General features: G+C 67.7%; 28 protein-coding genes. 15 read left to right on the top strand and 13 right to left on the bottom strand.

Annotated features, from left to right (window positions below):
* The first annotated feature begins 256 nt into the window (after nt 1-256).
* The 3 genes from ACFVJ5_RS15205 to ACFVJ5_RS15195 are packed head-to-tail and all read left to right on the top strand — an operon-like array spanning nt 257 to nt 2,186.
* Nucleotides 257-709, top strand: coding sequence for an HIT family protein (locus ACFVJ5_RS15205; RefSeq protein WP_378635626.1), 453 nt, complete (start codon nt 257-259; stop codon nt 707-709).
* Nucleotides 706-1,545, top strand: a complete 840-nt coding sequence (locus ACFVJ5_RS15200) for a maleylpyruvate isomerase N-terminal domain-containing protein (protein WP_379220493.1) — start codon at nt 706-708, stop codon at nt 1,543-1,545. The genes ACFVJ5_RS15205 and ACFVJ5_RS15200 overlap by 4 nt, the downstream gene beginning before the upstream one ends.
* On the top strand, nt 1,545-2,186 hold the full coding sequence (locus tag ACFVJ5_RS15195; RefSeq protein ID WP_379220492.1) for a Type 1 glutamine amidotransferase-like domain-containing protein: 642 nt from the start codon (nt 1,545-1,547) through the stop codon (nt 2,184-2,186). Before ACFVJ5_RS15200 ends, ACFVJ5_RS15195 begins: the two co-directional genes overlap by 1 nt.
* 25 nt (nt 2,187-2,211) lie before the next feature.
* On the opposite strand, the gene ACFVJ5_RS15190 is transcribed toward ACFVJ5_RS15195, so the two are convergent.
* Both ACFVJ5_RS15190 and ACFVJ5_RS15185 read right to left on the bottom strand, forming a co-directional pair.
* Entirely contained in the window at nt 2,212-2,712 is a 501-nt protein-coding gene (locus ACFVJ5_RS15190; RefSeq protein ID WP_379220491.1) for a GtrA family protein, read from the bottom strand.
* A 65-nt stretch (nt 2,713-2,777) separates the two neighbouring features.
* On the bottom strand, nt 2,778-3,089 hold the full coding sequence (locus ACFVJ5_RS15185; protein WP_379220490.1) for a hypothetical protein: 312 nt from the start codon (nt 3,087-3,089) through the stop codon (nt 2,778-2,780).
* 339 nt (nt 3,090-3,428) lie between these two features.
* Here ACFVJ5_RS15185 and ACFVJ5_RS15180 point away from each other — a divergent pair, with 339 nt between their 5' ends.
* Both ACFVJ5_RS15180 and ACFVJ5_RS15175 read left to right on the top strand, forming a co-directional pair.
* Entirely contained in the window at nt 3,429-4,802 is a 1,374-nt protein-coding gene (locus tag ACFVJ5_RS15180; RefSeq protein WP_379220489.1) for an FAD-binding oxidoreductase, read from the top strand.
* 19 nt (nt 4,803-4,821) lie between these two features.
* Nucleotides 4,822-5,106 carry a GNAT family N-acetyltransferase gene (locus ACFVJ5_RS15175; RefSeq protein ID WP_379220488.1) on the top strand — a complete coding sequence of 95 codons (285 nt, stop codon included), beginning with the start codon at nt 4,822-4,824 and terminating at the stop codon, nt 5,104-5,106.
* Nucleotides 5,107-5,109: 3 nt separating this feature from the next.
* Here ACFVJ5_RS15175 and ACFVJ5_RS15170 read toward each other — a convergent pair whose 3' ends face one another.
* From ACFVJ5_RS15170 to ACFVJ5_RS15155, 4 genes are all read right to left on the bottom strand, one after another.
* Entirely contained in the window at nt 5,110-5,547 is a 438-nt protein-coding gene (locus ACFVJ5_RS15170) for an SgcJ/EcaC family oxidoreductase (RefSeq protein WP_379220487.1), read from the bottom strand.
* A gap of 141 nt (nt 5,548-5,688) precedes the next feature.
* Nucleotides 5,689-6,849 (bottom strand): acyl-CoA dehydrogenase family protein, encoded by a 1,161-nt coding sequence (locus ACFVJ5_RS15165; protein ID WP_379220486.1) that lies wholly within the window; start codon nt 6,847-6,849, stop codon nt 5,689-5,691.
* Nucleotides 6,850-7,016: 167 nt separating this feature from the next.
* Nucleotides 7,017-7,679: a TetR family transcriptional regulator gene (locus ACFVJ5_RS15160; RefSeq protein WP_379220485.1), complete on the bottom strand. Its 663-nt coding sequence runs from the start codon at nt 7,677-7,679 to the stop codon at nt 7,017-7,019.
* Nucleotides 7,680-7,714: 35 nt separating this feature from the next.
* Nucleotides 7,715-8,305 carry a TetR/AcrR family transcriptional regulator gene (locus tag ACFVJ5_RS15155; RefSeq protein WP_379220484.1) on the bottom strand — a complete coding sequence of 197 codons (591 nt, stop codon included), beginning with the start codon at nt 8,303-8,305 and terminating at the stop codon, nt 7,715-7,717.
* Nucleotides 8,306-8,505: 200 nt separating this feature from the next.
* Between ACFVJ5_RS15155 and ACFVJ5_RS15150 the strand changes: the two genes are divergently transcribed.
* On the top strand, nt 8,506-9,333 hold the full coding sequence (locus ACFVJ5_RS15150) for an alpha/beta fold hydrolase (RefSeq protein ID WP_379220483.1): 828 nt from the start codon (nt 8,506-8,508) through the stop codon (nt 9,331-9,333).
* Between the two features lie 21 nt (nt 9,334-9,354).
* Here ACFVJ5_RS15150 and purE read toward each other — a convergent pair whose 3' ends face one another.
* Both purE and ACFVJ5_RS15140 read right to left on the bottom strand, forming a co-directional pair.
* Entirely contained in the window at nt 9,355-9,861 is a 507-nt protein-coding gene (gene purE, locus ACFVJ5_RS15145) for a 5-(carboxyamino)imidazole ribonucleotide mutase (RefSeq protein WP_379220482.1), read from the bottom strand.
* Between the two features lie 43 nt (nt 9,862-9,904).
* Nucleotides 9,905-11,128 (bottom strand): 5-(carboxyamino)imidazole ribonucleotide synthase, encoded by a 1,224-nt coding sequence (locus tag ACFVJ5_RS15140; protein ID WP_379220481.1) that lies wholly within the window; start codon nt 11,126-11,128, stop codon nt 9,905-9,907.
* A 39-nt stretch (nt 11,129-11,167) separates the two neighbouring features.
* Between ACFVJ5_RS15140 and ACFVJ5_RS15135 the strand changes: the two genes are divergently transcribed.
* Nucleotides 11,168-11,710 carry a GtrA family protein gene (locus ACFVJ5_RS15135; protein WP_379220480.1) on the top strand — a complete coding sequence of 181 codons (543 nt, stop codon included), beginning with the start codon at nt 11,168-11,170 and terminating at the stop codon, nt 11,708-11,710.
* A gap of 1 nt (nt 11,711) precedes the next feature.
* Here ACFVJ5_RS15135 and ACFVJ5_RS15130 read toward each other — a convergent pair whose 3' ends face one another.
* From ACFVJ5_RS15130 to ACFVJ5_RS15120, 3 genes are read right to left on the bottom strand one after another with little or no spacing between them, the layout of a single operon-like run.
* The gene (locus tag ACFVJ5_RS15130) at nt 11,712-13,019 is read right to left on the bottom strand and encodes a sensor histidine kinase (RefSeq protein ID WP_379220479.1); all 1,308 of its coding nucleotides are present in this window, start codon (nt 13,017-13,019) and stop codon (nt 11,712-11,714) included.
* 7 nt (nt 13,020-13,026) lie between these two features.
* Nucleotides 13,027-13,725 (bottom strand): response regulator transcription factor, encoded by a 699-nt coding sequence (locus tag ACFVJ5_RS15125; RefSeq protein WP_056818039.1) that lies wholly within the window; start codon nt 13,723-13,725, stop codon nt 13,027-13,029.
* 41 nt (nt 13,726-13,766) lie between these two features.
* On the bottom strand, nt 13,767-14,300 hold the full coding sequence (locus tag ACFVJ5_RS15120) for a PH domain-containing protein (RefSeq protein ID WP_378635591.1): 534 nt from the start codon (nt 14,298-14,300) through the stop codon (nt 13,767-13,769).
* Nucleotides 14,301-14,448: 148 nt separating this feature from the next.
* Between ACFVJ5_RS15120 and ACFVJ5_RS15115 the strand changes: the two genes are divergently transcribed.
* Nucleotides 14,449-15,417 (top strand): acyl-ACP desaturase, encoded by a 969-nt coding sequence (locus ACFVJ5_RS15115; protein WP_379220478.1) that lies wholly within the window; start codon nt 14,449-14,451, stop codon nt 15,415-15,417.
* Between the two features lie 36 nt (nt 15,418-15,453).
* Here ACFVJ5_RS15115 and ACFVJ5_RS15110 read toward each other — a convergent pair whose 3' ends face one another.
* Nucleotides 15,454-16,242 (bottom strand): biotin--[acetyl-CoA-carboxylase] ligase, encoded by a 789-nt coding sequence (locus ACFVJ5_RS15110; RefSeq protein WP_378662289.1) that lies wholly within the window; start codon nt 16,240-16,242, stop codon nt 15,454-15,456.
* A gap of 123 nt (nt 16,243-16,365) precedes the next feature.
* Between ACFVJ5_RS15110 and ACFVJ5_RS15105 the strand changes: the two genes are divergently transcribed.
* The 3 genes from ACFVJ5_RS15105 (at nt 16,366) to ACFVJ5_RS15095 (ending at nt 19,123) form a co-directional block, all read left to right on the top strand.
* Complete coding sequence (locus ACFVJ5_RS15105) at nt 16,366-18,006, top strand: acyl-CoA carboxylase subunit beta (protein WP_379220477.1); 1,641 nt, start codon at nt 16,366-16,368, stop codon at nt 18,004-18,006.
* A 129-nt stretch (nt 18,007-18,135) separates the two neighbouring features.
* Nucleotides 18,136-18,465 (top strand): acyl-CoA carboxylase epsilon subunit, encoded by a 330-nt coding sequence (locus ACFVJ5_RS15100; protein ID WP_379220476.1) that lies wholly within the window; start codon nt 18,136-18,138, stop codon nt 18,463-18,465.
* Nucleotide 18,466: 1 nt separating this feature from the next.
* Complete coding sequence (locus ACFVJ5_RS15095) at nt 18,467-19,123, top strand: nucleoside triphosphate pyrophosphatase (RefSeq protein ID WP_379220475.1); 657 nt, start codon at nt 18,467-18,469, stop codon at nt 19,121-19,123.
* Here the strand turns inward: ACFVJ5_RS15095 and ACFVJ5_RS15090 are convergent.
* Nucleotides 19,049-19,813, bottom strand: coding sequence for a helix-turn-helix transcriptional regulator (locus ACFVJ5_RS15090; RefSeq protein ID WP_379220474.1), 765 nt, complete (start codon nt 19,811-19,813; stop codon nt 19,049-19,051). The genes ACFVJ5_RS15095 and ACFVJ5_RS15090 overlap by 75 nt on opposite strands.
* Before the next feature lie 148 nt (nt 19,814-19,961).
* On the opposite strand from ACFVJ5_RS15090, the gene ACFVJ5_RS15085 reads away from it, so the two are divergent.
* The 4 genes from ACFVJ5_RS15085 to ACFVJ5_RS15070 all read left to right on the top strand — a co-directional run bounded on the left by ACFVJ5_RS15085 (nt 19,962) and on the right by ACFVJ5_RS15070 (nt 24,314).
* Nucleotides 19,962-20,852 (top strand): sulfurtransferase, encoded by an 891-nt coding sequence (locus ACFVJ5_RS15085; RefSeq protein WP_379220656.1) that lies wholly within the window; start codon nt 19,962-19,964, stop codon nt 20,850-20,852.
* A gap of 188 nt (nt 20,853-21,040) precedes the next feature.
* Entirely contained in the window at nt 21,041-22,840 is a 1,800-nt protein-coding gene (locus ACFVJ5_RS15080; protein WP_379220473.1) for an acetyl/propionyl/methylcrotonyl-CoA carboxylase subunit alpha, read from the top strand.
* Between the two features lie 128 nt (nt 22,841-22,968).
* Complete coding sequence (locus ACFVJ5_RS15075) at nt 22,969-23,940, top strand: patatin family protein (RefSeq protein WP_379220472.1); 972 nt, start codon at nt 22,969-22,971, stop codon at nt 23,938-23,940.
* Nucleotides 23,941-23,969: 29 nt separating this feature from the next.
* On the top strand, nt 23,970-24,314 hold the full coding sequence (locus tag ACFVJ5_RS15070; RefSeq protein WP_379220471.1) for a hypothetical protein: 345 nt from the start codon (nt 23,970-23,972) through the stop codon (nt 24,312-24,314).
* Nucleotides 24,315-24,414 lie beyond the last annotated feature (100 nt).

Genomic DNA, 24,414 nt, shown 5'->3' with positions numbered 1-24,414 from the left:
ACGACCACAAAACGGACACCGCGGCCCTCGTCAGCCGTGACAACGAGCTCCCGACCCGGCGGACACCGGTCGGCGCCCGCACCGAGATTCGTCGCCGCAGGTGGGGACATACAAGAGCGCACATCCAGGTCGGTTACTTACCTCGACGTCCGACTCCAGGCCGGACACCCACACATCCGACCGGACGTGATGCGCGTCATGGTAGTGACCTGTTCGGACTGTTGCGCGACCCAGATCACACCGTAGGGTCGAGGCCGTGAACGACTGCGCCTTCTGTCTGATCGTGGCGGGTGCCGCACCGGCGACCATGGTCTACTCCGATGACGCGGTCTGCGCGTTCCTCGACATCCGTCCCATCACCCGTGGCCATACCCTGATCGTCCCCAAGGTCCACGCGACCGAGCTCGACGATCTCGACCCCGACCTCGGCGCCCGGATCTTCCGCACCGGCCACCGTCTGGCCCGGGCGCTGCGCCTGAGCGGGCTCGCGAGCGACGGCGCCAATCTCATCCTCAACGACGGTACCGCCGCGTTCCAGACCGTCGGCCACGTCCACCTGCACGTGGTCCCCCGCAAACACGGTGACAAACTCACCTTCGCCAAGGGTTTCCTGTTGCGTCGCCCGCACGAACCGAATTCGACCGCAGCGGCGATCCGCGCCGGCCTCACCGCGCTCGACCAGAGCGAAGCAGAAGGAGCACAGGGATGATCGAGACGCCGGGGCGCGAACAACTCACCGACCTACTCGCCGAGCAGTGGGAAGCCATCGCGCTGCTGGTCACCGACCTCGACGAAAAGGCGTGGCGCCGAACGTCCCCACTGCCCGGCTGGACCCTGTTCGACGTGGTCGCCCACGTGATCGGCACCGAGTCGTGGCTACTCGGCGAGACACCGCCGCCGCACGATCCCCTGCGACCCAAGACCGACGTGCGAACGCTGCCGCATGTGCGCAACGAAGTGGCCGTGCTCAACGAGATCTGGGTCGACCGGCTGCGCCCGCTCTCGGGCAAGCGGCTGCTCGCGCTGTTCGACGAGACCACCGAGCGTCGCCGGGCGGCACTGGCCGCCATGGACGACGACGCCTGGCAGGCGTCGACCGTCTCGCCGGTGGGGCAGGTCCCCTACGGGCGGTTCATGCGGGTGCGGCTGTTCGATTGCTGGATGCACGAACACGACCTCGCCGACGGGATCGGGCGCAGCGTGCCCGAGGGTGGCGCGCGGGCCGAGGCCGCGTTCACCGAACTGACCATCGGTCTCGGCCGTGCGGTGGTGAAAGGCGCCAAGGCGCCGGATGGTTCGCTGATCACACTGGATCTGACCGGTCCGGTGACCAGGCAGGTGCATCTGTCGGTCGCCGGTGGTCGCGGATCGGTTCTCGACGAGGTCTCCGACGAGCCGACCACCGTGATCCGCATGGACTCCGGGCTTTTCGCGCGACTGCGCGGTGGGCGCACCACCGCCGACCGGCACCCCGGCGAGGTTGCCGTCGAGGGCGATACCGCGCTCGGTGAGCGGCTCGTGCGGAATCTGGCGTTCACCATCTGATGCGACTTTTCCTGGCGTCGTACAGGTTCGGTGGTTTCGCCGATCGGCTCGTCGGGCTCGTCGGTGCGCCGGGACGGGTCGCGGTGATCCCGAACGCGTGTGACGCGTGGCCCGATGCCTGGTCGTCAGCGGTGACGAGCGATGTGAAACCGCTGGAGCAGCAGGGTTATTCACCGGACGTGCTGGATCTGCGCGAGTACGCCGGACAACCGGAGCGGCTGGAACGGCACCTGCGCGAATTCCCGATGGTCTGGGTGCGCGGCGGCAACACCTTCGTTCTACGCGCCCAATTCGCCCGCAGTGGCGCCGATTCCGTGCTGCCCGCGCTGTTGGGCGAGGACGCGCTGGTCTACGCGGGCTACAGCGCGGGCGCGTGCCTGCTCGGACCCGACCTGCACGGCCTGGAAACCATGGACGACCCCGCCGAGGTGCTGTCCGCCACCGGCATCGAACCACGCTGGGACGGACTGGGCGTGGTGGATCGTCGCCTGGTCGTCCACCTGGACTCCCCCACCGACCCGGACGGCGACTCCGCCGCGATGCTGGCCCACTGCGTCGACGAGGGCATCGCGCACTGGGCGCTCACCGACAACGACGTCGTCCTGGTCGACGGCGATCGCACCGAGGTGCTCCGGGGCTGACGCCGCCAGCACAACCGACGCGCGATCAAGCAGCGGTCGTCGCCGTCATCGCAGGCCGGCGGCGGAAGACGAGCCAGCGCATCGCGCAGTACATGTACACGGCCTCACAACCGCCCGCGAGCAATCTGGCCAGGTGGTATTCCAGGCCTAGCGCGGTGAGACCCGAGCCGACGCCGAGGATGAACGCCAGGTAGTTCACCAGGACCACGACCACATACACCGCGGCTTGCTTGCCCATCGGCGCGTGGGAGTGGAAGTTGAAGGTGCGGTTGAGCAGGAAACTCAACCCGAACGCCACGATGTAGGCGAGGGTGATCGAGAGCCAGACGGGCAAGCCGAAAACGCCGTGCAGCAGCGTGAGCAACAGCAGGTCGACACCGAAGGTGAAGCTGTTGATCAGCGCGAAGCCGAGGAACGTCGCGGGCACATACCGGTCGAGCCCCCACGGCAACCGGGCGACGACCGCCTCACACCAACGGGTGAATCGATCGGCCACCGATTCGGTGACGCTCGCCTGATGCTCCACGCGGCCAGCCTGCCAGCGGCAGATGAAGCCGGGGTGAGCAAACGGCAAACGGGCGGACCGAGAAGCTAGCGGCTGACCGCCGCGATCGGGCGAGTGTCGAACGAGGCCCACGCGGCGAGGCAGCGGCGGCGGGTGAGCTCATCGGCCTCGGCGAGCAGAGCGTCACGCAGCAATGCGGGGTCGGCCGCCCAGCGGGCGGCGATCTCGGCCATCGCACGGACATCGAACATCCCGGTCGATTCCAGCGCGGACAGCCATTCGTGATGTGCGCCGGTGTGCACACCACGCATCACCTCGGTGTCGATGCCCGCGTCGGCGAACTCCGCGGCCAGCAGAGCACCCACCAGCTCGCTGCGGTCCTGCGGTTCCTTCATCATCGCCAGTCCTCCCTACGAAAAGCGGTGCGGCGCAACAACGTCGCATGATCGATGCGCGCGGAGCGCACCCGTGGAGCAGAACTCGAAACACGCTGGGCGGCGAGGCGATTCACCGTCGAACACACCCTGTCAGGGCATTGTGACGGATTGGACGGCGTATATACCAACGGGGCGCGCCAGATCACATTGATGCGTAGATTTCCTTGTTCGGGCACACATCACATCCGGTCGATCACCAGGCATTCTCGCGCCCTGGCGCGGTTCGCGTGAACGCCCGGTGCGCGATCGACCGGGACGAACTGCCCGCGACTGACGGGGTGTGCGGGTTAGCGTGAACAGGTGGACGAGCGCAGCGGTGACCTCGATTCGTTGATTTCGGCGTTGTCGGACGGGGCGGTCGTCGTCGACCCCGATCTGCTGGCGGGCTACCGACAGGACTGGGCGCGCGATCCCGACGCGGGCACGCCGTTGGCGGTGGTGCGGGCGCGCGGCACCGCCGATGTCGCCGCCACGCTGCGGTGGGCGCACGCGAACAAGGTCCCGGTGGTGCCGCGTGGGGCCGGGACGGGCCTGTCCGGTGGGGCGACCGCGGTGGACGGCGGGATCGTGCTCAGCACCGAGTTGATGCGGGAGATCAGCGTCGACACCGTGACCCGGATCGCGGTGGCGCAGCCCGGGCTGCTCAACGCCGAGGTGAAGCGGGCTGTCGCCGCGGAGGGGCTGTGGTACCCGCCGGACCCGTCCTCGTTCGAGATCTGCTCGATCGGCGGCAACGCGGCGACCAACGCCGGCGGGCTGTGCTGCGTGAAGTACGGCGTGACCACCGACTATGTGCTCGGCATGGAAGTGGTGCTGGCCGACGGGACCGTGGTGCGGCTCGGCGGGCCGCGACTCAAGGACTCGGCCGGGTTGTCGCTGACGAAACTGTTCGTCGGGAGCGAGGGCACACTCGGCGTGATCACCGAACTCACGCTGCGCCTGCTGCCCGCACAGCCTCCGCAGTCGACCGTCGTGGCGAGTTTCGGCTCGCTCACCGCGGCGACCGACGCGATCCTGACGATCACCTCTACCCTGCGCCCCGCCATGCTCGAATTCATGGACACCGTCGCGATCAACGCCGTCGAGGACGAGATGCGGATGGGGTTGGACCGTACCGCCGCCGCGCTGCTGGTCGCCCGTTCCGACGCCCCCGGCGAATTCGCCGGGCACGAAGCACAGGTGATGGTGGGACTGTGCGAGAAGGCCGGGGCGACAGAGGTTTTCCACACCGCCGATGCCACCGAAGGTGAAGCCTTCACCGCGGCACGACGATTCGCGATCCCCGCGGTGGAGAAGATCGGGCCGCTGCTGCTCGAAGACGTCGGCGTGCCGCTGCCCCGCCTCGGCGACCTGATCGCCGGTGTCACCGACATCGGCGAACGCAACGACGTGCTCGTCTCGGTCATCGCGCACGCGGGCGACGGCAACACCCACCCGCTGATCGTGCACGACCCCACCGACCCCGACAACACCGCACGTGCCCACCGCGCCTTCGGCGAGATCATGGACCTGGCCATCGCCCTCGGCGGCACCATCACCGGCGAACACGGCGTCGGCCGCTTGAAAAAGGCCTGGCTGCCCGACCAGGTCGGCCCCGACGTGATGGCCCTGACCCGCCGCATCAAGGACGCACTCGACCCCGAAGGCATCCTCAACCCCGGCGCGGTCCTCTGACCGGGTTAGCATCCGAGGCATGACCACCAGGCTCGAGCACAACGTCGCCGACACCCGCTACGAGATCTTCCACGACGATGTCCTCGCGGGATACGCCGACTACGCCGAACGCGAAGACCCCAAGGTCCGCGACTTCCACCACACCATGACCTTCCCCGAATTCCGGGGCCGAGGAGTAGCGGCCGAAGTAGTGAAATACGGCCTCGACGACTCCCGCGAACACGGCTACCAGATCATCCCCACCTGCTGGTACGTCGAAAAATACATCGCCGAACACCCCGAATACGCCGAACTCGTCCCGTAACAGCTATTCGGCGCTGCCCGCCACATTCGTGTTGTGTACCGAACTGACCCACCAGGTGTCGTTGTGTTCGGTGAAAACCCATGTGCCGCGGTTGGTTACCGAGAAATTCGGGGTGCGTAGTGTCTGCTCGACATTGACGATCGCGTGTCCACCGGAGAGGAAGCGCGCGGCGAGAATCGTGTAGTTCGCTTCGGCGTCCGGGCTGTTCCGCATCGCGGTCCGGTGGTAGGCGTGCAGTTCATCCCAGCTCGAAAAGACAGTGCCCGCCGGGTTGATGAAAACCACGTCGGCGGTGAAGACACTGTCGAAGGCGTCGGCATCTTTTGCCGCGAGTGCGGCTTCGAGACTTCCGAACACGCCGGTGATCGCGGCTAGAGCGATGTCCTGATCCTGTGCGACTACGGCAGCCCTCGGGCGCGCGCCAGGTGCGTCAACAGTCATCGTTCCAACATACGTATGCCGCCTGCTGCCGACTCGAATCCACGTGCCCGCACAGCAATCGACCGGGTGTTCCGGCCTACGCCTCGAAAACTTCCTGGACGAGGAGCATAGGCGCTGTGGAACACCCGGTCGGTGCAGGAATCAGCCCTTGAGCAGGTTGCGGGCCATCACCAGTCGCTGGATCTGGTTGGTGCCCTCGTAGATCTGGGTGATCTTCGCGTCGCGCATCATGCGCTCGACCGGGAAGTCGGTGGTGTAGCCGGCGCCGCCGAAGAGCTGGACGGCGTTGGTGGTGACCTCCATGGCCACGTCCGAGGCGAAGCACTTGGCGGCGGCGGAGATGAAGCCGAGATTCTTCTCGCCACGCTCGGCGCGGGCGGCCGAGGTGTAGACCATCAGGCGGGCGGCCTCGATCTTCATGGCCATGTCGGCCAGCATGAACTCGGTGTTCTGGAAGCTGGCGATGGTCTTGCCGAACTGCTTGCGATACTTGGTGTAGGCGATCGCGGCGTCGAGCGCGCCCTGGGCCAGGCCGACGGCCTGTGCGCCGATGGTCGGGCGGGTGTGGTCGAGGGTCTGCAGCGCGGTCTTGAAACCGGTGCCGGGCTCGCCGACGATGCGGTCGCCGGGGATGCGGCAGTTCTCGAAGTACAGCTCGGCGGTGGGCGAACCCTTGATGCCCAGCTTGTGCTCGAGCGGGCCGACCACGAAGCCCTCGTCGTCCTTGTGGACCAGGAACGAGGAGATGCCGTTGGCGCCCTTGTCGGCGTCGGTCACGGCCATCACGGTGTACCAGGAGGACTTGCCGCCGTTGGTGATCCAGCACTTGGAGCCGTTGAGGATCCAGTCGTCGCCGTCGGCCTTGGCGCGGGTGCGCATCGCGGCGGCGTCGGAGCCGGCCTCACGCTCGGACAGCGCGTAGGAGGCCATCTCGCCGTTGACGATGTCGGCCAGGACCTTGGTCTTGAGCTCTTCGGAGCCGTTGAGGATCAGGCCCATGGTGCCGAGCTTGTTCACGGCGGGGATCAGCGAGGACGAGCCACAGACGCGGGCGACTTCCTCGATCACGATACAAGTGGCGACCGAGTCGGCGCCCTGGCCGCCGTAGGCCTCCGGCACGTGCACGGCGTTGAAGCCCGCGGCGTTCAGCGCGGTGAGCGCCTCCTCCGGGAAGCGAGCGTTGCCGTCGACGTCCTTGGCGTAAGGAGCGATTTCCTTCTCGGCGAGGCCGCGGATGGCGCCGCGCAGCTCGTCGTGGAAGTCCTCGAGCTTGAACAGATCGAAATCGGGGTTACCAGCCATCGGGGGCACACTCCTGGTCGTGGTCGTGATCGCTGCGGTCACAGCGCGTGGGGCATCGGCACGCAGTGCCAATCTACCGAGGATTATACGCGCGGCACTCTATCGCTACATGCGGATATATGGGTGGCACTCAGTGTCACCATCGAACGCTGCGGCTCGGGTGGCGCTCACAGGTTACCGAGGCGGGCAGTGAGTAGATCGGCCACCTTGCGTGGCGGCATGTCGCGGGGGAACACGGCGAGCACCATGTCGTCGGACTCCGTCGGCGCCCTGCGGCCACGCGGGATCATCGCCAGTTCAGTGCGCAGATCGGCGACCGCCGCCCCCGATTCGCCGCGCACCATCCGGCGCAGCAAGTAGTTGTGCGTGGCGGTGACGGCGGCCGTGTACTGCACCCTGACCAGATCGGGCACCTCCGGCAACCGGCCGCGCAGGAACTCGGTGAACAGCCGCTCGTACCGGAACACCGTGACGATCTCGCGCTCACGCAACGCGGGCACCCGCCGCACCACCTGATACCGCCGCGCCGCGATGTCACGCCACTGCGTGAACCGCTCGAACACCCCGATCACGGCCTCGCACACCGCTTCCCACGGATCCCCGTCGCCGACCCCCTCCAGAAATTCCTGCGCCGAGGCCAGCTGGAACTCGTGATCAGCGAAGATCACATCCTCTTTGGACCGGAACTGCCGAAAGAAGGTCCGCCGCGAGATCCCCGCCGCCACCGCGATCTCATCCACCGTCGTCGCCTCGTACCCCCGCTCGGCGAACAACCGCAACGCCTGATCAACCACCGTGAGCCGAAACTGCGCCGCATCATCGTGTGCCACGGGGAACAACCGTAGTCACTGCCATGTGGCGCGATTCAGGCAGGCGAATGCGGCGGCATCGACTGCTCGCCGAATGCGGCGACCAGTCCGGCCATCCCGCCGACGACCTGGTCGGGCGATCCACCACTCGCGAGACGGCGCAGCTGGAGGCCGATCAATGTCGCGACCGCCAGCGGCGCCGCCGATTCAGCGTCGGCGACACCTAGTGCGCGCAGGATCGACACGGCGAGGCGGTCGTAGATGTCGAAGAATTCAGCGGTCGCGGCATGCAGGGCCGGATATCTGGCGGCCTGGACGAAGAGTTCGAACCACGCGAGGTGGTCTCCGCCGAAGTCGGTATCGGTGACGATGCCGCCGAGGATCTCACCCGCCTGAGCCAGATCGATCTCACCCGCGGCGGCGCGGTCGGCGAGCTGAGTGAACTTGACGGTCTCCGCGGCGACGAAGGCGGCCATACCAGCCTCGACGAGGTCGCGCTGGGTCGAGAAATGGTAGGTGAGGGTGCCCAGCGAGATGCCCGCCTCGGTGGCGATCCGACGATTGGTCACCGCTGCCGCACCGTCGGCACCCATGATCCGAACGACGGCCCCGATGATGCGCTCCCGAGTGGGCTCCGACTGTGACATGAGTCTCGCTTCCCGCGGCTGCTCGCACCGCGCTATCGTTGATTCGTTCGTTCGTTCGAACGAACGATAACAGAGGATCGGAGCATTCGATGGCCACAGCCGTCCAGCCCACCCCCTTTCGACAGGCGCGATTCCGGGATCTTCCCGCCAGACCCGCCCGCCCGCATTCCTTTCTCCAGCTACCACCGGTGGACCTGCCGATGGACTCGTCCCGATACGGGCGGATTCGCATTCGATACCGCACCACCGGAACCGGGCCGCCATTGCTGCTCATCCACGGACTGATGACCACGTCCTACTCGTGGCGATACGTCATGGCCGACCTCGGCGCACATTTTCGTGTGGTGGCGGTAGACCTGCCGGGCTGCGGTGGCAGTGACGCGCCCGCGGGCGCCACATTCCGTTCCGCCGAGATCGGCGAATGGCTGGGCGAGTTCCAGCGCACCCTCGGCATCGAAGGGTGTGCGGTGGTGGGCAATTCGCTCGGCGGGTTGCCGGTGCTGCACCGCGCGCTCGCCGACGCCGATGCGTTCCGGAAGGTGGCGATCCTGCATTCGCCACTACTGCCGGAAATCAAGCACCGCGCGCTCGCCGCCGCGCTGGCGATACCCGGCGTCGCCACCGGGCTCGCGGCGTATGTGCGAAGACAGCCGCACCGGTGGGCACACCACCGCACGCATTATTTCGACGAAACCGTGAAGTCGCTGGAGGAGGCGAGCGAATACGGTTCCCCGCTGGCGAGTGCCGCCGGCTCACTGGCCTTCGTACGGCATCTGCGTGACGGCCTGCGCCCCGATGACTTGGCCGCTCTCGCTCGCACACTCAGCGCACTGGACAGCTTCCCGGTACCGCTGCTCGCCGTCTACGGCACCGAGCCCGATCCGATCGTGTCACCACGGGTAGCCGACACACTCGCGACCCACCTGCCGTCCGCGCGGATGGTGCGCGTCGACCGGACCTCCCACTTCGTTCAGGTCGACCGACCCGACGCGGTCATCGACACCCTCGTCGATTTCCTGCACCCCTGAAAGGGCGTGGCCGAAACGCGATCAGCCGAGGAGTTTGGTGCGCAGGGCTTCGTCCTTGTCGAGGACCATTTTTTCGAGGCCGGCCTGGAACTGTTCCATGCGGGTGCGCAGGGACTCGTCGAAGGTGCCGAGGATGCGGGCGGCCAGGAGGCCCGCGTTGCGGGCGCCGCCGATGGAGACGGTGGCTACCGGGACGCCTGCGGGCATTTGGACGATGGAGAGGAGGGAATCCATGCCGTCGAGGTATTTCAGGGGGACGGGGACGCCGATGACGGGCAGGGGGGTGGCCGAGGCGACCATGCCGGGGAGGTGGGCCGCGCCGCCCGCGCCCGCGATGATCACCTTCAGGCCGCGGCCCGCGGCGTCACGGGCGTAGTCGAGCATGCGCTGGGGGGTGCGGTGGGCGGAGACGACGCCCACTTCGAAGCGGATGCCGAATTCGGCGAGGGCCTCGGCGGCGGCTTCCATGGTGGGCCAGTCGGAGTCGCTGCCCATGATCAGGCCGACCTGGGGTCCGTTGGTGCTCACGTGGGTTCCTTAAGTGGTCGAAAGCGTTGTGGTCGAAGCGGTTTCACGCGCCGTGCGGGTCCCAGCCGTCGGTCCAGACGGCGTGCGACATCCAGTGCGCCGCCCGCTCGGCCTTTTCGCGGACCTCGGTGGCGTCGTCGCCGAGGATGTTGATGTGGCCGATCTTGCGGTCGGGCCGTTCGCCCTTGCCGTAGAGGTGCACCTTGGCCTCGGGGAGGCGAGCGAACAGGTGGTGCAGGCGTTCGTCCATCGACATCTCGGGAGCCTCGGCCGCACCGAGGATGTTCGCCATCACCGTCACCGGGGCGAGCGGCGTCGTATCACCGAGCGGGTAGTCCAGGACCGCGCGCAGGTGCTGCTCGAACTGGCCGGTGCAGGCACCGTCCATGCCCCAGTGGCCCGAGTTGTGCGGGCGCATGGCGAGCTCGTTCACCAGCAGTTCGCCGTCGTGGGTCTCGAACAGCTCGACGGCCATGACTCCCACCACACCCAGACCCGCGGCGAGCTCCAGCGCCATGGTCTCGGCGCGCGCGGCGAGGTCCTCGTCCAGGTCCTGGGCGGGGGCGATCACCACGGCGCACTGACCGTTGCGCTGCACGGTCTCCACGACCGGCCAGGTCGCGGCCTGCCCGAACGGCGACCGCGCGACCATCGCCGACAGCTCCCGCTTCAACGAGACCTTCGACTCGGCCAGCAACTGCACACCGTGCGCGAGCTGGTCGGTGACCAACCGGGTGGCCTCGGCGGCGTCGGCGGGCATCCACACCCCGCGACCGTCGTACCCGCCGCGCACGGCCTTCAGCACGAACGGCCAGCCGTGCTCGTCACCGAAGGCCACCGCGTCCGCGGGCGCGGCGACCTCGACGAACGCCGGAACCGGCAGACCCAGCGCGGACAGCTTCGTCCGCATGGCCAGCTTGTCCTGGGCGAAGATCAGCGCCTGCGGCGGCGGCGCCACATTCACTCCCTCGGCGACCAGCACCTCGAGGTGCTCGGTCGGCACGTGCTCGTGATCGAAGGTCAGCGCGTGCGAACCGCGCGCGGCCTTTCGCAGCGCGGACAGGTCGTCGTGGCTGCCGAACACGACGTCGGGGGTGACCTGGGCGGCGGGGTCGTCCGGCCGCTCGGCGAGCACCCGTAGACGCTGGCCCAGGGCTACCGCGGCCTGGTGCGTCATACGCGCGAGTTGGCCCCCACCGACCATCGTGACGGTGGGCATGGCTGACGGATCGAATGAACGTGCACTCACGTCGTGCAATGTTGTCATGTCGAATGCGAATGTTTGCGACCGGTACACTCAGAACTCGTGTCAATCGTCGACGACGTGGTCAGCGTCCTTCCCCCGCGCCTGCGAGAAATCGCGATCAGGCATAAAGAGCTGATCAAATTCGCCCTCGTCGGCGCCACGACGTTCGTGATCGACAGCGGCCTGTACTACCTCCTGAAATGGACGATTCTCGCCGACAAGCCGCTCACCGCCAAGATCATCTCGGGCGTGGTGGCGGTGATCGCTTCCTACATCCTCAATCGAGAATGGTCGTTCAAGAATCGGGGCGGCCGGGAGAAGCATCACGAGGCGCTGCTGTTCTTCGCAGTGAGCGGGATCGGGGTGGTCCTGGCCAATATCCCGCTGTGGATCTCGATCTATGGACTCGACCTCCGCGAACCCCATGTGAGCTTCCTCGTCGCGAACGTGGCCGATTTCTTCAGCGCGTTCATCATCGGCAACCTGCTGCAGATGGCGTTCCGCTTCTGGGCGATGCGGCGCTGGGTGTTCCCCGACGAGATCGACGAGATCGTCGCCGAGCTCGAGGAACTGGTCGAAGAAGAGCCCCTCGGCCAATCCTGAGTCAGCGCGGCTCGGTCAGGGTCGCGTTCTGCGGGCCTTTGAGCTTGGAACCGAGGAACACCGCGAACAGGGCCGGACGGCGACGCTGCAACTCGAGCCGACCACCGTCGGCCTCGACCAGCGCGCGGGCCAGCGCGAGACCGACACCGGTCGACCCACCCGCGGAGAAACCACGATCGAAGATGTGCGGCGCCAGCTCATCGCGCACCCCCTCGCCCTCGTCGGACACCTCCACACAGATCAGCGGGTCGCGAGAGCTCATCGTCGGGACCGTGCGCACCGAGATCGTGCAGGTGCCGCCGCCGTGCATCAGGGCATTGTCGACCAGCACCGCGACGGCCTCGCGCAGCCGCGAACCGGTGATCGGGGCCTGCAGGGACTCGTCGCCGAGCAGCAGCAGTTCGCGCCCGGTCTCGTGGAACGGGTGGGTCCACTCGGTGACGACACCGCGCAGTTCCGCCATCACCGGCACCGGGTCGCGGTCGGTGGCGTCTTCGTCGCGGGACGCGCGGACCAGGTCGTCGATGGCGTCGGTGAGCCGGTCGACCTGTGCCATCGCCTCCTCGGCCTCGTGCACCACCTCCGGGTCGGCGTGGGTGGACAACTCGTCCAGGCGCAGGCGAACGGCGGTCAGGCGGCTGCGTAGCTGGTGGGAAACGTCGGCCACCAGCGCGTGCTCGCGTTGCAGGCGACCCGCGATCTCGACGGTCGCCGAATCGAGCACATCGGAGACCCGGTCCAGTTCGGCGATGCCGTGGCGGCGCGGATCGGGCCGGAAGTCGCCCATCGCCAGCCGGGCCGCCCTGGCGGCCACATCACGCAGCGGGTCGGCGACGCGGCGCGCGGTCACCACCGCGACCGAGAACGCCGCACCGAGCGAGGCGAGCACGGCCAGCGCCACCGCGGCCACCGCCTGCTCCTGCCGGGAATGCATCGGCCCGGCGGGCACCTCGAGCCGCAGCGAACCGGACGTGCCCATCGACAGCGATTCGACCAGCGGATCCGCCACCTCCGCGACGCCGATATCGGTGCGCGCGGCATTGTCGTGCGGGGCCGGATAGACGATGGTGAGCTTGCCGCCCTCGGGCACCAGCGCGCTCATGGCGCGCACGTCGAGACCGTCGTGGACGGTCCCGTCGACGCGTTCCTGGGCGATCACCTCGGACGAGATCCGATCGAGGCGACTCTGCAGATCGTTGCGGGTGATGTCTTCGACCCACAGCCACGCGGTGTAGATCAGCGGCACGCCGAGCACCACCGTGGTGATGGTCAGCACGGTCAGGATCGAACGCAGGATGCGACGGCGCACTGCGGCGTCAGCCTCGGTGCGAGGTGGGTCCGTCGGTATTGAGCCGGAACCCCACACCGCGCACAGTGACGATGCGACGCTCCGCCATCGGGCCCTCGTCGCCGATCTTGCGACGCAACCAGGACATGTGCATGTCGAGCGTCTTGGAGCCGCGCAGGTCGGCGTCGCCCCAGACCTCGCGCAGGATGGTCTCGCGCGCCACCACCTGGCCTGCCCGGTCGATCAGGACCTTGAGCAGCTCGTACTCCTTGTTGGCCAGGTTCACCTCGGCCCCGTTGACCAGCACGCGCCGCGCCGCGGGTTCGAGCCGGATCGCGCCGACCTCCACCGCGTCGTCCCCGATCCCGCTGCGCCGCAACAGGGCTCGCACGCGGGCGAGGAGTTCGGCCAGCCGGAACGGTTTGCCCACGTAGTCGTCGGCGCCCGCGTCGAGGCCGACGACGAAGTCGACCTCGTCGGTACGGGCGGTGAGCATCAGCACGGCCAGATCGGCGCCGCTCGCACGCACCTGCCGGCACACTTCGAGCCCGTCCATGCCGGGCAGGCCGAGATCGAGGATCAGCAGGTCGTGGTTGCCCTCGAGGGCGCGGCGCAACACCGCCGGGCCGAAGCGTTCGACGGTGACGGTGTAGCCCTCACGCCCCAGTGCACGCGACAGGGGTGCGGCGATCGCCTCGTCGTCTTCGGCCAGCAGAACAGCGGTCATCTGCACAGGTTAAATGTTTCTGATCAGCGAGGACGGGCAGCTCACCGGTAGCCGCCGCCCCAGTGCTGCTCGTTGGCGGAACGTCCCGCCTCGAAGACCTGGTGGTAGAGCAGCGAATGGACCTGCTGGACCTGGGGCACGTCGTCGTACTCGAGCGGCTCCTCCGAGGAGGAGCCGATGATCAGGGTGCCGGTGCCGAGCGCCCGGTCCAGCAGGCCGTGGCGGAACTGCACACTGGAGATCCGGCTGAGCGGGATGTCGATGCCGGTGTGGGTGAGCACGCCCTGGCGCACCAGCACCCGGCGCCCGGTGACGATGAAATGCGTCGACTTCCAGGCGATCACGCGCGCGACGACGCGCCACGCGACCAGCCCGAGCCAGGCCAGCCCGATCAGGATCAGCAACACCGTGCGCACATGACCGGTGGTGTTGCGCCAGGCCAAGCCGCCGAGGAAACCGGCGATCGCGGTCACGACGATGAGAGTGACGATGGGCCACACCAACATTTTCCAGTGCGGGTGGCGGTGCAGGATCAACTGCTCGTCGGGCGCGAGGACATCCTCCGGGTAACCCATGATGCGACAGTACCGCGCTGGCACATCGAGTCCGGTGACAGTCGCACCGCATTTCTCGATGCCACGGCCGAGGCGATACTGTGGATTACACGCTAGATGCCAGGTTTTGTCCTTATCTGCTTGCTCGACACCGACAGTGGAGGCACGCGTGACCGAAGATCTGACTCAGCTCGAAATCCTCACGGCCCTCGAACCAGTGGCCGAACAGAACCTCAACCGGCACCTTTCCATCGCCAAGGACTGGAATCCGCACGATTACGTTCCGTGGGAGGAAGGCCGCAATTTCGCCGCCATGGGCGGAAGCGATTGGGAGCCATCACAATCGAGGCTCACCGATGTCGCCAAGGCGGCGATGATCACCAATCTGCTCACCGAGGACAACCTGCCGTCCTACCACCGCGAGATCGCCGAGAACTTCTCCCTCGACGGCGCGTGGGGCACCTGGGTGGGCCGCTGGACCGCCGAGGAGAACCGCCACGGCATCGTGATCCGCGACTACCTCGTCGTCACCCGCGGCGTCGACCCGGTGGCGCTGGAGGAAGCGCGGATGGTCCACATGACCCAGGGCGCGCACGCACCGGCGAACTGGGGTGGATTCCTGGTGAACGTCGCCTATGTGACGTTCCAGGAGCTGGCCACCCGGGTGAGCCACCGCAATACCGGTCGCGTGTGCGACGACCCGGTCGCCGACAAGATGCTGGCCCGCGTCGCCACCGACGAGAACCTGCACATGATCTTCTACCGCAACCTGTGCGCGGCGGCCCTCGACCTGGCCCCCGACCAGGCGATGCCCGCGATCACCAAGGTGCTCACCAATTTCCAGATGCCGGGCGCGGGCATGCCCAACTGGCGACGCAACGGCGTACTGATGGCCAAGCACGGCATCTACGACCTGCGCCAGCACCTCGACGAGGTGGTGCGCCCGGTACTCAAGCAGTGGAACGTCTTCGACCGCAACGACTTCGGTGCGCGCGGCGAGGCCGCTCGCGATGACCTCGCGCTGTTCATCGACAAGCTGGAGAAGGACGTGCTGCGGTTCGAGGAGCAGCGCGACCGGTTGCTGGCGCGCGAGCGCGAGGTGGCCGAGCGCGCGACCGCGGGTGCGGGCGCACGCTGATCCGTCTCGACGACGGGCCCGGCTTCGGGCCCGTCGTCAGTACTGTCCGCGCAGGTGGGAAACGTCGCCGGCCGACACCGCCCGCTCACCGATGAGCAGCCGCCCGGTGTCGTCGACATCGCTCGCCACCCCGGTGAGCACCGTCCCGCCGGGCAGTTCGGCACGCACTTCCATGCCGATGGTGGCGCACCGCTCACGGTATTCGGCCACCAGATCCACGGTGTCCCAGCCCGACCGCTCCCACGCGGTGAAGCGGCGCGAGAACTCGGCCAGGATCGCCGCGACCAGCGCGGTGCGGTCGACGTTCTGGGCACCGGCCAAGCTCAGCGAAGTCGCGTGGGCGACAGGCAGTTCCGATTCGGCGAGGTCGACGTTCATCCCGATGCCGACCACCACCGCGGGCGCGATTCCGGTCGCGGCGACCTCGGCCAGGATGCCCGCGAGTTTGCGGCCGTCGAGCAGGACATCGTTGGGCCATTTCAATTCCGGTGCGACACCGGCCGTGCCGCGCAGCGCGTCGACCACCGCGATGCCGGTGAGCAACGGCAACCAGCCGAGCGCGGCGGGGTCGATGCCGGGCAGGCGCACCAGGATCGACAACGAGATCTGCGCCCGGGGCGGACTCACCCACGCGCGGGCATGTCTGCCGCGACCGCTCACCTGTTCCTCGGCGAGCAGAGCCTGACGGTCGGCGGACGGGTCGGCGGCGCGAGCGACCAGGTCGGCGTTGGTCGATCCGGTCGATTCGACTACATCGATCCGGTCGTAGAACGACAGTCCCTGCGAGCTGCGCAGACGCGGTACATCGATGGGTGGCCTGTTCATTCTCGGCACGTTACTGGAGTTCTCTGTGAACGATCATGACCATACCTAGCTGGGGTTTCTCTACTGGCCGGTAAGCGAGACTGCCGTGGTGCGCGAAGGTGTCACTCGTTACACTCGCAACCCATGACGAGTGTCCAGCAGCAGCCCGCATCGGAATCGGCGGGCACCCCCGATATCCACACCACCGCCGGGAAGCTGGCTGATCTGCGGAATCGGCTGGAAGAAGCGCAACACCCGATGGGTGAGACCGCGGTCGACAAGGTGCACGCCAAGGGCAAGATGACCGCGCGCGAGCGCATCCTCGCCCTGGTCGACGAAGGCTCCTTCGTCGAGCTCGACGCCCTGGCCAAGCACCGCAGCGTGAATTTCGGCCTCGAGCACAACCGCCCGCTCGGTGACGGTGTCGTCACCGGTTACGGCACGATCGACGGCCGCGACGTGTGCATCTTCTCCCAGGACGTCACCGTGTTCGGTGGATCCCTCGGCGAGGTCTACGGCGAGAAGATCGTCAAGGTGATGGACCTGGCGATCAAGACCGGCCGTCCGCTGGTCGGCATCAACGAAGGCGCCGGCGCGCGGATCCAGGAGGGCGTCGTCTCCCTCGGGCTCTACGGCGAGATCTTCCACCGCAACGTGCAGGCCTCCGGCGTGATCCCGCAGATCTCGCTGATCATGGGCGCCGCCGCGGGCGGTCACGTGTACTCCCCCGCGCTCACCGACTTCGTGGTGATGGTCGATCAGACCTCGCAGATGTTCGTCACCGGTCCCGACGTGATCAAGACCGTCACCGGCGAAGAGGTCTCGATGGAGGACCTGGGTGGCGCGCACACCCACATGGTCAAGTCCGGTGTCGCCCACTACGTGGCCTCCGGCGAGCAGGACGCCCTCGACTACGTCAAGGAGCTGCTGGGCTACCTGCCGAGCAACAACCGCGCCGAGTCCCCGCGCCACGCGCCGACCGACCCGATCAACGGTGCGATCGAGGAGTCCCTCACCGACGAGGACATCGAGCTCGACACGATCATCCCGGACTCGCCGAACCAGCCCTACGACATGCACGAGGTCATCCGCCGTCTGCTCGACGACGACGAGTTCCTCGAGGTCCAGGCCGAGCGCGCGATGAACATCATCTGCGGCTTCGGTCGAGTGGACGGGCGCAGCGTCGGCATCGTCGCCAACCAGCCGACCCAGTTCGCCGGCTGCCTCGATATCGACGCCTCGGAGAAGGCCGCGCGCTTCGTGCGCACCTGTGACGCCTTCAACATCCCGATCATCACTCTGGTCGACGTGCCCGGCTTCCTGCCCGGCACCGGCCAGGAATACAACGGCATCATCCGCCGCGGCGCGAAGCTGCTCTATGCCTACGGTGAGGCCACTGTGGGCAAGATCACGATCATCACTCGCAAGGCCTACGGCGGCGCCTACGACGTCATGGGTTCCAAGCACATGGGTGCCGATGTGAACCTGGCGTGGCCCACCGCCCAGATCGCCGTGATGGGTGCCTCCGGCGCCGTCGGATTCGTCTACCGCAAGCAGCTGGCCGATGCCGCCAAGAACGGCGACGACGTCGATGCGCTGCGCCTCGAGCTGCAGAACGAGTACGAGGACACTCTCGTGAACCCGTACGTCGCCGCCGAGCGCGGCTACGTGGACGCGGTCATCCCGCCCTCGCACACCCGTGGCCAGATCGTGTCGGCGCTGCGGCTGCTCGAGCGCAAGATGGTGACCATGCCGCCGAAGAAACACGGCAACATTCCGCTCTGAAAACGCGATATCCCGGATAGGCCGCGCACACTTGTTGTGGAAGACAACTATTGATCGGTGCGGCCACACCGGGAATGATCGCGGCAACCGCGCTGTGAAGCGAAGTAAGTGCAGGAAGGATCTGGCACTGTGACAACTGTGGCAGAAGAAGACGTGTTGACAGTCGCCGAGCTCGAGCTCGTCGTCGAACCGCTCGTCGAAGAGGTCGAACTGCCGGCGGACACGGCGGCGCAGGCCACCGTCGACGCCGCGGGCGAACCGCTGTTCCGCATTCTCAAGGGTTCGCCCACCGATCAGGACATCGCGGCTCTGGTCGCCGTTCTGAGCGCGGCGGCGGCCAACGCGCCTGTCGGCGGATCGAACGGACCGGCCGACGCATGGGGCACATCGACGATGATGCATCGGGGCACGAACCCGTTCTCACCGTACGTGTACCCGATGCTGTCGCACCTGCGCTGAGGTGACCGAAACCGGCGCTGCGGCGACCAGGCTGGTTCTGGCGTCCGCGTCGCCCGCACGGCTCGGGATCCTGCGCACCGCGGGAATTGATCCCGTGGTGCGGGTCTCGGGCGTGGACGAGGACGCGGTATCGGCGGCACTGCCCGCCGGTACCTCCTCGCACGATGTCGTCGTCGCCTTGGCTCGCGCCAAGGCGGCCGACGTCGCCGCGTCGATTCCCGAATTCGGTGCCGACTGTGTCGTCGTCGGCTGCGATTCGATGCTGCTCGTCGACGGGCAGCTCCAGGGCAAACCGCACACCCCGGAGGTGGCGCGCGAGCGCTGGGCCACGATGGCGGGCCGCAGCGCGGATCTGATCACCGGGCACTGCGTGCTGCGGCTGCGCGACGGCGAGATCGTCGCCGAGTCGGCCGAATGCAGCAGTACCACGGTGCATTTCGCGAAGCCGACGCCGGATGAGCTCGATACCTACATCGCGTCGGGCGAGCCGTTGAAGGTCGCGGGCGCGTTCACCCTGGACGGGCTGGGCGGCTGGTTCGTCGACCGGATCGAGGGCGATCCGTCCAGCGTCATCGGGATCGGTTTACCGCTGTTGCGCCGACTGCTCGAAGACGTCGGTGTCGGTGTCACGCAGCTGTGGCGGGATCCGCGGGACTGACGGCGCGATCACGTGCTGATCCCCCGGCTCCATGGCCGGGGTGCGGTCGGGCGCGGTCATGGTCAGATCGAGCCGGGCCGTACACAGCTCGGGCTCGACGAAGGGGTGCAGCTGCACGTCCACCCGGCCACGAGCGCCGTTGCGTTCGAGCACCTCCCGCATGAGACCCATGTGCACACCGCACACCACCTCGGCGTGTGAGCGGGCCAGTTCCCGCAGCGGGCAGGCCGTCAGGTTGATCTGGACGTGCTCCGAGGTCTCCCCGGCGGGTTCCTTCTCGGGCGCGAACCCGAGCTCCGACATCAGCGACATGGTGATGTCCCTGGCATCGGCGAGGGTTTCCACCTGCTGCGTGCCGATGTCCATCCGCGCACCCCACGCGCGGCCCGCGGCCACGGCGGCGGCGGATCGGGCGACCGGATCGGGACCGAGATGGTCGGCCAGTACCTGCGCGAGCTCCTGATATCCCACCGAGCGCTGCACCGCGCGATAGCCGATGCGCGGGCGGCCGCGGCCGCGTGGCGGTTGCTGGAACTGGCGAACCAGCGATTCACGGGTGAGGACATCGAGGTGGAATCGGACGGTGGTGACGTGCTGTCCGGTGATGCGGGCCAGTTCCTGGGCATCGAGGGGCTCGGTGGCGCCACGTAGGATCGCGAGCAGTCGCCGTCGCGGCCAAGAATCGGACATAGCTCACCCCTCCTCTCCAGAGACTTTATCGGACATCCGTGCGCTTTATTCGCCCATTGTGTCGATTCGTGATGTGCCACCACACACTTACCATCGGCTGCGACCACACAGTGGTCGCACCCACCCAACTCGCGTGAAGGACCACACCGTGCCCGTCGCCCCGGATCCGCACCCCGCCTTCGGTTCCTACGCAGTCCCGCATCGATTGGTAACCACAGAATGGCTGTCCGCAAACATCGGCGTGCGTGGTTTACGAATCATCGAGTCCAACGATGACATCCTGCTCTACGACATCGGCCATGTCCCGGGCGCGGTCAAGATCGACTGGCGTGGCGACCTGAGCGACCCGGTGACCCGCGATTATGTCGACGGCAAGCGCTTCACCGAGCTGATGCGCGCCAAGGGTATCGAGCGCGACGACACCATCGTGATCTACGGCGACCGCGGCAACGCCCAGGCCGCGCACACCGCCTGGATCTTCACGCTGTTCGGCCACGAGGACGTGCGCCTGCTCGACGGCGGCCGCGACGCCTGGATCTCCGAGGAACGCGATACCACCTTCGACCAGCCCTACCCCACCCCCAGCGACTACCCCGAGGTCGTGCGCGACGACTCGGCCGCGCGCGCGTTCCGCGAGGAGGTGCTCGGCAGGCTCGGCAAGCCCCTGGTCGACGTGCGTTCGGCGCAGGAGTACTCGGGCGAGCTCGAGGACAAGCCGCTCAACCAGGAGTACGCGGCCCTGCGCGGCGGACACGTGCCGACCGCGGTGAACATCCCGTGGACCGCGGCCGCCACGATCGACGGCCGTTTCCGCTCGCGCGCCGACCTCGACGAGGTCTACGGCGCGCTTCCCGCCGACGACCTGGTCGTGTACAGCCGGGTGGGCGAGCGGTCCAGCCACACCTGGTTCGTCCTGACATTCCTGCTCGGCCGCAGGTCGGTGCGCAATTACGACGGATCGTGGATCGAATGGGGCAACTCGGTACGCGTACCTATCGCCACGGGGACCGAACCAGGTGTCGCGAATCAGATCATTTGAAACATGTTCACATCACTGGACGCCGCGTAGTGTGACCTGCGACCTACTCGACAGTAGGGCTAGCCGAGTTCGAGCAGGGTTGGCACACTGCCTACACTCGCCCGAGACGAAAGTTGTCGATACCGGGCACGGGGCCTAACCGGCGACCCGTTCCCCGACGCGACCAAAGATTGCACACAGGAGGCTCAGTGCCCAGCCATGCCAGCGCACGGATCACAAAGGTACTCGTAGCTAACCGCGGCGAGATCGCGGTTCGCGTGATCCGGGCTGCCAAGGACGCGGGAATCACCAGCGTCGCGGTGTACGCCGAGCCCGATGCCGACGCTCCCTTCGTGAAGCTCGCCGACGAGGCGTTCGCCCTCGGCGGTCAGACCTCTGCCGAGTCGTACCTCGTGTTCGACAAGATCCTCGACGCCGCGGCCAAGTCCGGCGCCGACGCGATCCACCCCGGTTACGGCTTCCTCTCCGAGAACGCCGACTTCGCCCAGGCCGTCATCGACGCCGGGCTGATCTGGATCGGCCCGTCGCCGCAGTCCATCCGCGACCTGGGTGACAAGGTCACCGCGCGCCACATCGCCGAGAAGGCGAAGGCGCCGATGGCCGCCGGTACCAAGGACCCGGTCAAGAACGCCGACGAGGTCGTCGCGTTCGCCAAGGAGTACGGCGTCCCGGTGGCCATCAAGGCCGCCTTCGGTGGCGGTGGCCGCGGCATGAAGGTCGCCCACACCATCGAGGAGATCCCCGAGCTGTTCGAGTCGGCGACCCGTGAGGCCATCGCCGCCTTCGGTCGCGGTGAGTGCTTCGTCGAGCAGTACCTCGACAAGGCCCGCCACGTCGAAGCCCAGGTCATCGCCGACCAGCACGGCAACGTGGTCGTCGCCGGTACCCGCGACTGCTCGCTGCAGCGCCGGTTCCAGAAGCTCGTCGAGGAGGCGCCCGCGCCGTTCCTGTCCGACAAGGTGCGCGCCGCGATCCACGAGTCGGCCAAGCGCATCTGCCGCGAGGCGGGCTACTACGGTGCGGGCACCGTGGAGTACCTGGTGCAGGGCGAGACCGTGTCGTTCCTCGAGGTGAACACCCGCCTGCAGGTGGAGCACCCGGTCACCGAGGAGACCGCGGGCATCGACCTGGTGCGTCAGCAGTTCGCGATCGCCAACGGCGACGAACTGTCGATCAAGGAAGACCCCACCCCGCGTGGCCACTCGTTCGAGTTCCGGATCAACGGTGAGGACGCCGGTCGCGGCTTCCTGCCCGCGCCCGGCCCGGTGAACGTCTACCGCGAGCCCTCGGGCCCTGGTGTGCGCGTCGACTCCGGTGTGGTCCAGGGCAGCGTCATCGGTGGTCAGTTCGACTCGATGCTGGCCAAGCTGATCGTCACCGGCGAGAACCGTGAGCAGGCGCTGCAGCGCGCCCGTCGCGCGCTGGCCGAGTTCGACGTCGAGGGCCTGGCGACGGTGATCCCGTTCCACCGTGCGGTCATCGAGGATCCGGCCTTCATCGGTGACGGCGAGAAGTTCGACGTCTACACCAAGTGGATCGAGAACGAGTGGAAGAACACCGTCGAGCCGTACACCGCCGGTGGCGCCTCCGACGATGACGACGACGATCTGCCCCGGCAGAAGGTTGTCGTCGAGGTCGGCGGACGTCGCGTCGAGGTGTCGCTGCCCGGTCAGTTCACCCTCGGTGGCGGTGCGGCCGGCTCGGCAGGCAACGGTGTGGTGCGCAAGAAGCCGAAGGCGCGCAAGCGTGGCGGCGCCGGTGCCGGTGCCGCGTCCGGCGACGCGGTGACCGCGCCGATGCAGGGCACCGTCGTGAAGGTCGCCGTCGAAGAGGGCCAGACCGTCGAGGCCGGTGACCTGATCGTGGTGCTCGAGGCCATGAAGATGGAGAACCCGGTCAACGCACACAAGGCCGGTGTCGTCACCGGGCTCGCCGTCGAGGCGGGTGCGGCGATCACGCAGGGCACGGTCCTGGCGGAGATCAAGTAAGAAGTTCCACCCACGGGCGCCGGTCTTTTCTTGACCGGCGCCCGTCGGCGTTCGTAGGGGTGAACGGACGGCGAAGATCACCTGTCTCCGCAGGGTGTGGGCGAAAGTTCTGTCGTATCGTGGATCGGGTGACCAGTACTGCGCACACCGATCTGGACCCGCTCTCGACGCCGGGTTCGGCAACGGTGGCCGAGGTCATCCAGGCTCGCCGGGAAACCGGTAGCCGCACTGACGGCAATCGTCTCGCGCTGGTGATCGAGGGCGGTGGCAGCCGCGGTGTGTATTCCAGCGGCATGGTGCAGGCGCTCGAGGAGCTGGGTCTGGCGAAGGTGTTCGACGCCGTGTACGGCACGTCGGCCGGGGCGATCAACGGCGCCTGGTTGCTGTGCGGGCGCGCGGCGACGGGGATGCGATCGTGGACCGATCCGGCGATCATGCGCCGCGTGGTCGACCCGGTGCGCATCTTCCGCGGTCGCCCCGTCTTCGATCTGAACTATCTGGTGCATCGCGTGTACGACGGCATCGAGCCGATGGACTTCCCCGCGATCCTGGCCAACCCCACCACCTTCCATCCCATCGCGACCGATATCCGCACGGGGCAGTCGGTGGACCTCGGGCCCTACATCACCGACAAACAGACGCTCATGACGGCGCTACGGGCCTCTGCTGGCCTTCCGCTGCTGGCGGGACCACCGGTCACCCTCGCGGGTGGCAGCTACTTCGACGGCGGCCTCACCGAAACCGTCCCGATTCGTACCGCCGTGGCCGCGGGCACCACCCACGCCCTGGTCCTGCGCACCCGCCGGACCGATGAAGTCCGCCCGCCCGCGCCCCTGCTGCACCGCGTGGTCGGCGGCGGCTACATGCGTGCCATCGCGCCCGGTGCGTTCCGGGCGTGGAGCAAGCGACCGGGCCAGCAGGCGATGGAGGACAGCTACCTCGACGGCCTCGGCGATCACGTCCTCCAGGTCCACCCACCCGCCGGTTCCCCCGCCATCGACAGCGCGGCCCGCGACACCGACCTGCTCACCCGCGCCCTCGACATCGGCCGCACGGCGGTTCACTCCCTGCTCGGTGGCGGCACCCTCCGCACGGCATGACCCGGCAATCGAACCACTAGGCTGCTCGCGTGGAACCGATCGAGATCAACGCAGGGTCCTGGTATCTGCGCGCGCTGCGCGCCGACGAGCGCATCGACGACCGACCCGCGCTGGCCGACGGCGGCATCACCGATCCCGACTACGTGGCCACCCGGTCGGCGCAGTGGGCCGATGAGTCGCACTTCTCCTGGGCGGTCTGCGTTCCGACTACGGCCGAGATGGTCGCCGAGATCGGCGTGACGCCCGGCCCCGACACCACCGCGGCGGTCACCGGGTGGGCTCGGCCCGGCGAGGACGAGGCACTGGCCGCCGGCCTGGCCTCCGTCCACCGCTTCGTCGCCGGCGCACTCGGATTGACCGCCGTGTCCGCCTGATCAGCGCCGCATCTGCCGACTGGGTCCTGCGATCACGGACGAGCGAAGACGGAAGTGGGCCGACGGCGATCGTGCCGCCGGCCCAGCCCGGAAATCCGGT

This window comes from Nocardia sp. NPDC127606 (assembly GCF_042671725.1).
In the GTDB taxonomy this organism is placed as follows: domain Bacteria; phylum Actinomycetota; class Actinomycetes; order Mycobacteriales; family Mycobacteriaceae; genus Nocardia.
The sequence above is the reverse complement of the archived record's forward strand: the minus strand, read 5'-3'. Positions and strand labels throughout refer to the sequence as shown.

Bases quoted from the DNA above. Each gene is read 5' to 3' on its own strand.
- ACFVJ5_RS15200 (WP_379220493.1), top strand. From the start codon at position 706: ATGATCGAGACGCCGGGGCGCGAACAACTCACCGACCTACTCGCCGAG.
- ACFVJ5_RS15195 (WP_379220492.1), top strand. From the start codon at position 1,545: ATGCGACTTTTCCTGGCGTCGTACAGGTTCGGTGGTTTCGCCGATCGG.
- ACFVJ5_RS15185 (WP_379220490.1), bottom strand. From the start codon at position 3,089: ATGATGAAGGAACCGCAGGACCGCAGCGAGCTGGTGGGTGCTCTGCTG.
- ACFVJ5_RS15175 (WP_379220488.1), top strand. From the start codon at position 4,822: ATGACCACCAGGCTCGAGCACAACGTCGCCGACACCCGCTACGAGATC.
- ACFVJ5_RS15170 (WP_379220487.1), bottom strand. From the start codon at position 5,547: ATGACTGTTGACGCACCTGGCGCGCGCCCGAGGGCTGCCGTAGTCGCA.
- ACFVJ5_RS15165 (WP_379220486.1), bottom strand. From the start codon at position 6,849: ATGGCTGGTAACCCCGATTTCGATCTGTTCAAGCTCGAGGACTTCCAC.
- ACFVJ5_RS15155 (WP_379220484.1), bottom strand. From the start codon at position 8,305: ATGTCACAGTCGGAGCCCACTCGGGAGCGCATCATCGGGGCCGTCGTT.
- ACFVJ5_RS15150 (WP_379220483.1), top strand. From the start codon at position 8,506: ATGGACTCGTCCCGATACGGGCGGATTCGCATTCGATACCGCACCACC.
- ACFVJ5_RS15140 (WP_379220481.1), bottom strand. From the start codon at position 11,128: ATGACAACATTGCACGACGTGAGTGCACGTTCATTCGATCCGTCAGCC.
- ACFVJ5_RS15125 (WP_056818039.1), bottom strand. From the start codon at position 13,725: ATGACCGCTGTTCTGCTGGCCGAAGACGACGAGGCGATCGCCGCACCC.
- ACFVJ5_RS15120 (WP_378635591.1), bottom strand. From the start codon at position 14,300: ATGGGTTACCCGGAGGATGTCCTCGCGCCCGACGAGCAGTTGATCCTG.
- ACFVJ5_RS15110 (WP_378662289.1), bottom strand. From the start codon at position 16,242: ATGAACAGGCCACCCATCGATGTACCGCGTCTGCGCAGCTCGCAGGGA.
- ACFVJ5_RS15105 (WP_379220477.1), top strand. From the start codon at position 16,366: ATGACGAGTGTCCAGCAGCAGCCCGCATCGGAATCGGCGGGCACCCCC.
- ACFVJ5_RS15090 (WP_379220474.1), bottom strand. From the start codon at position 19,813: ATGTCCGATTCTTGGCCGCGACGGCGACTGCTCGCGATCCTACGTGGC.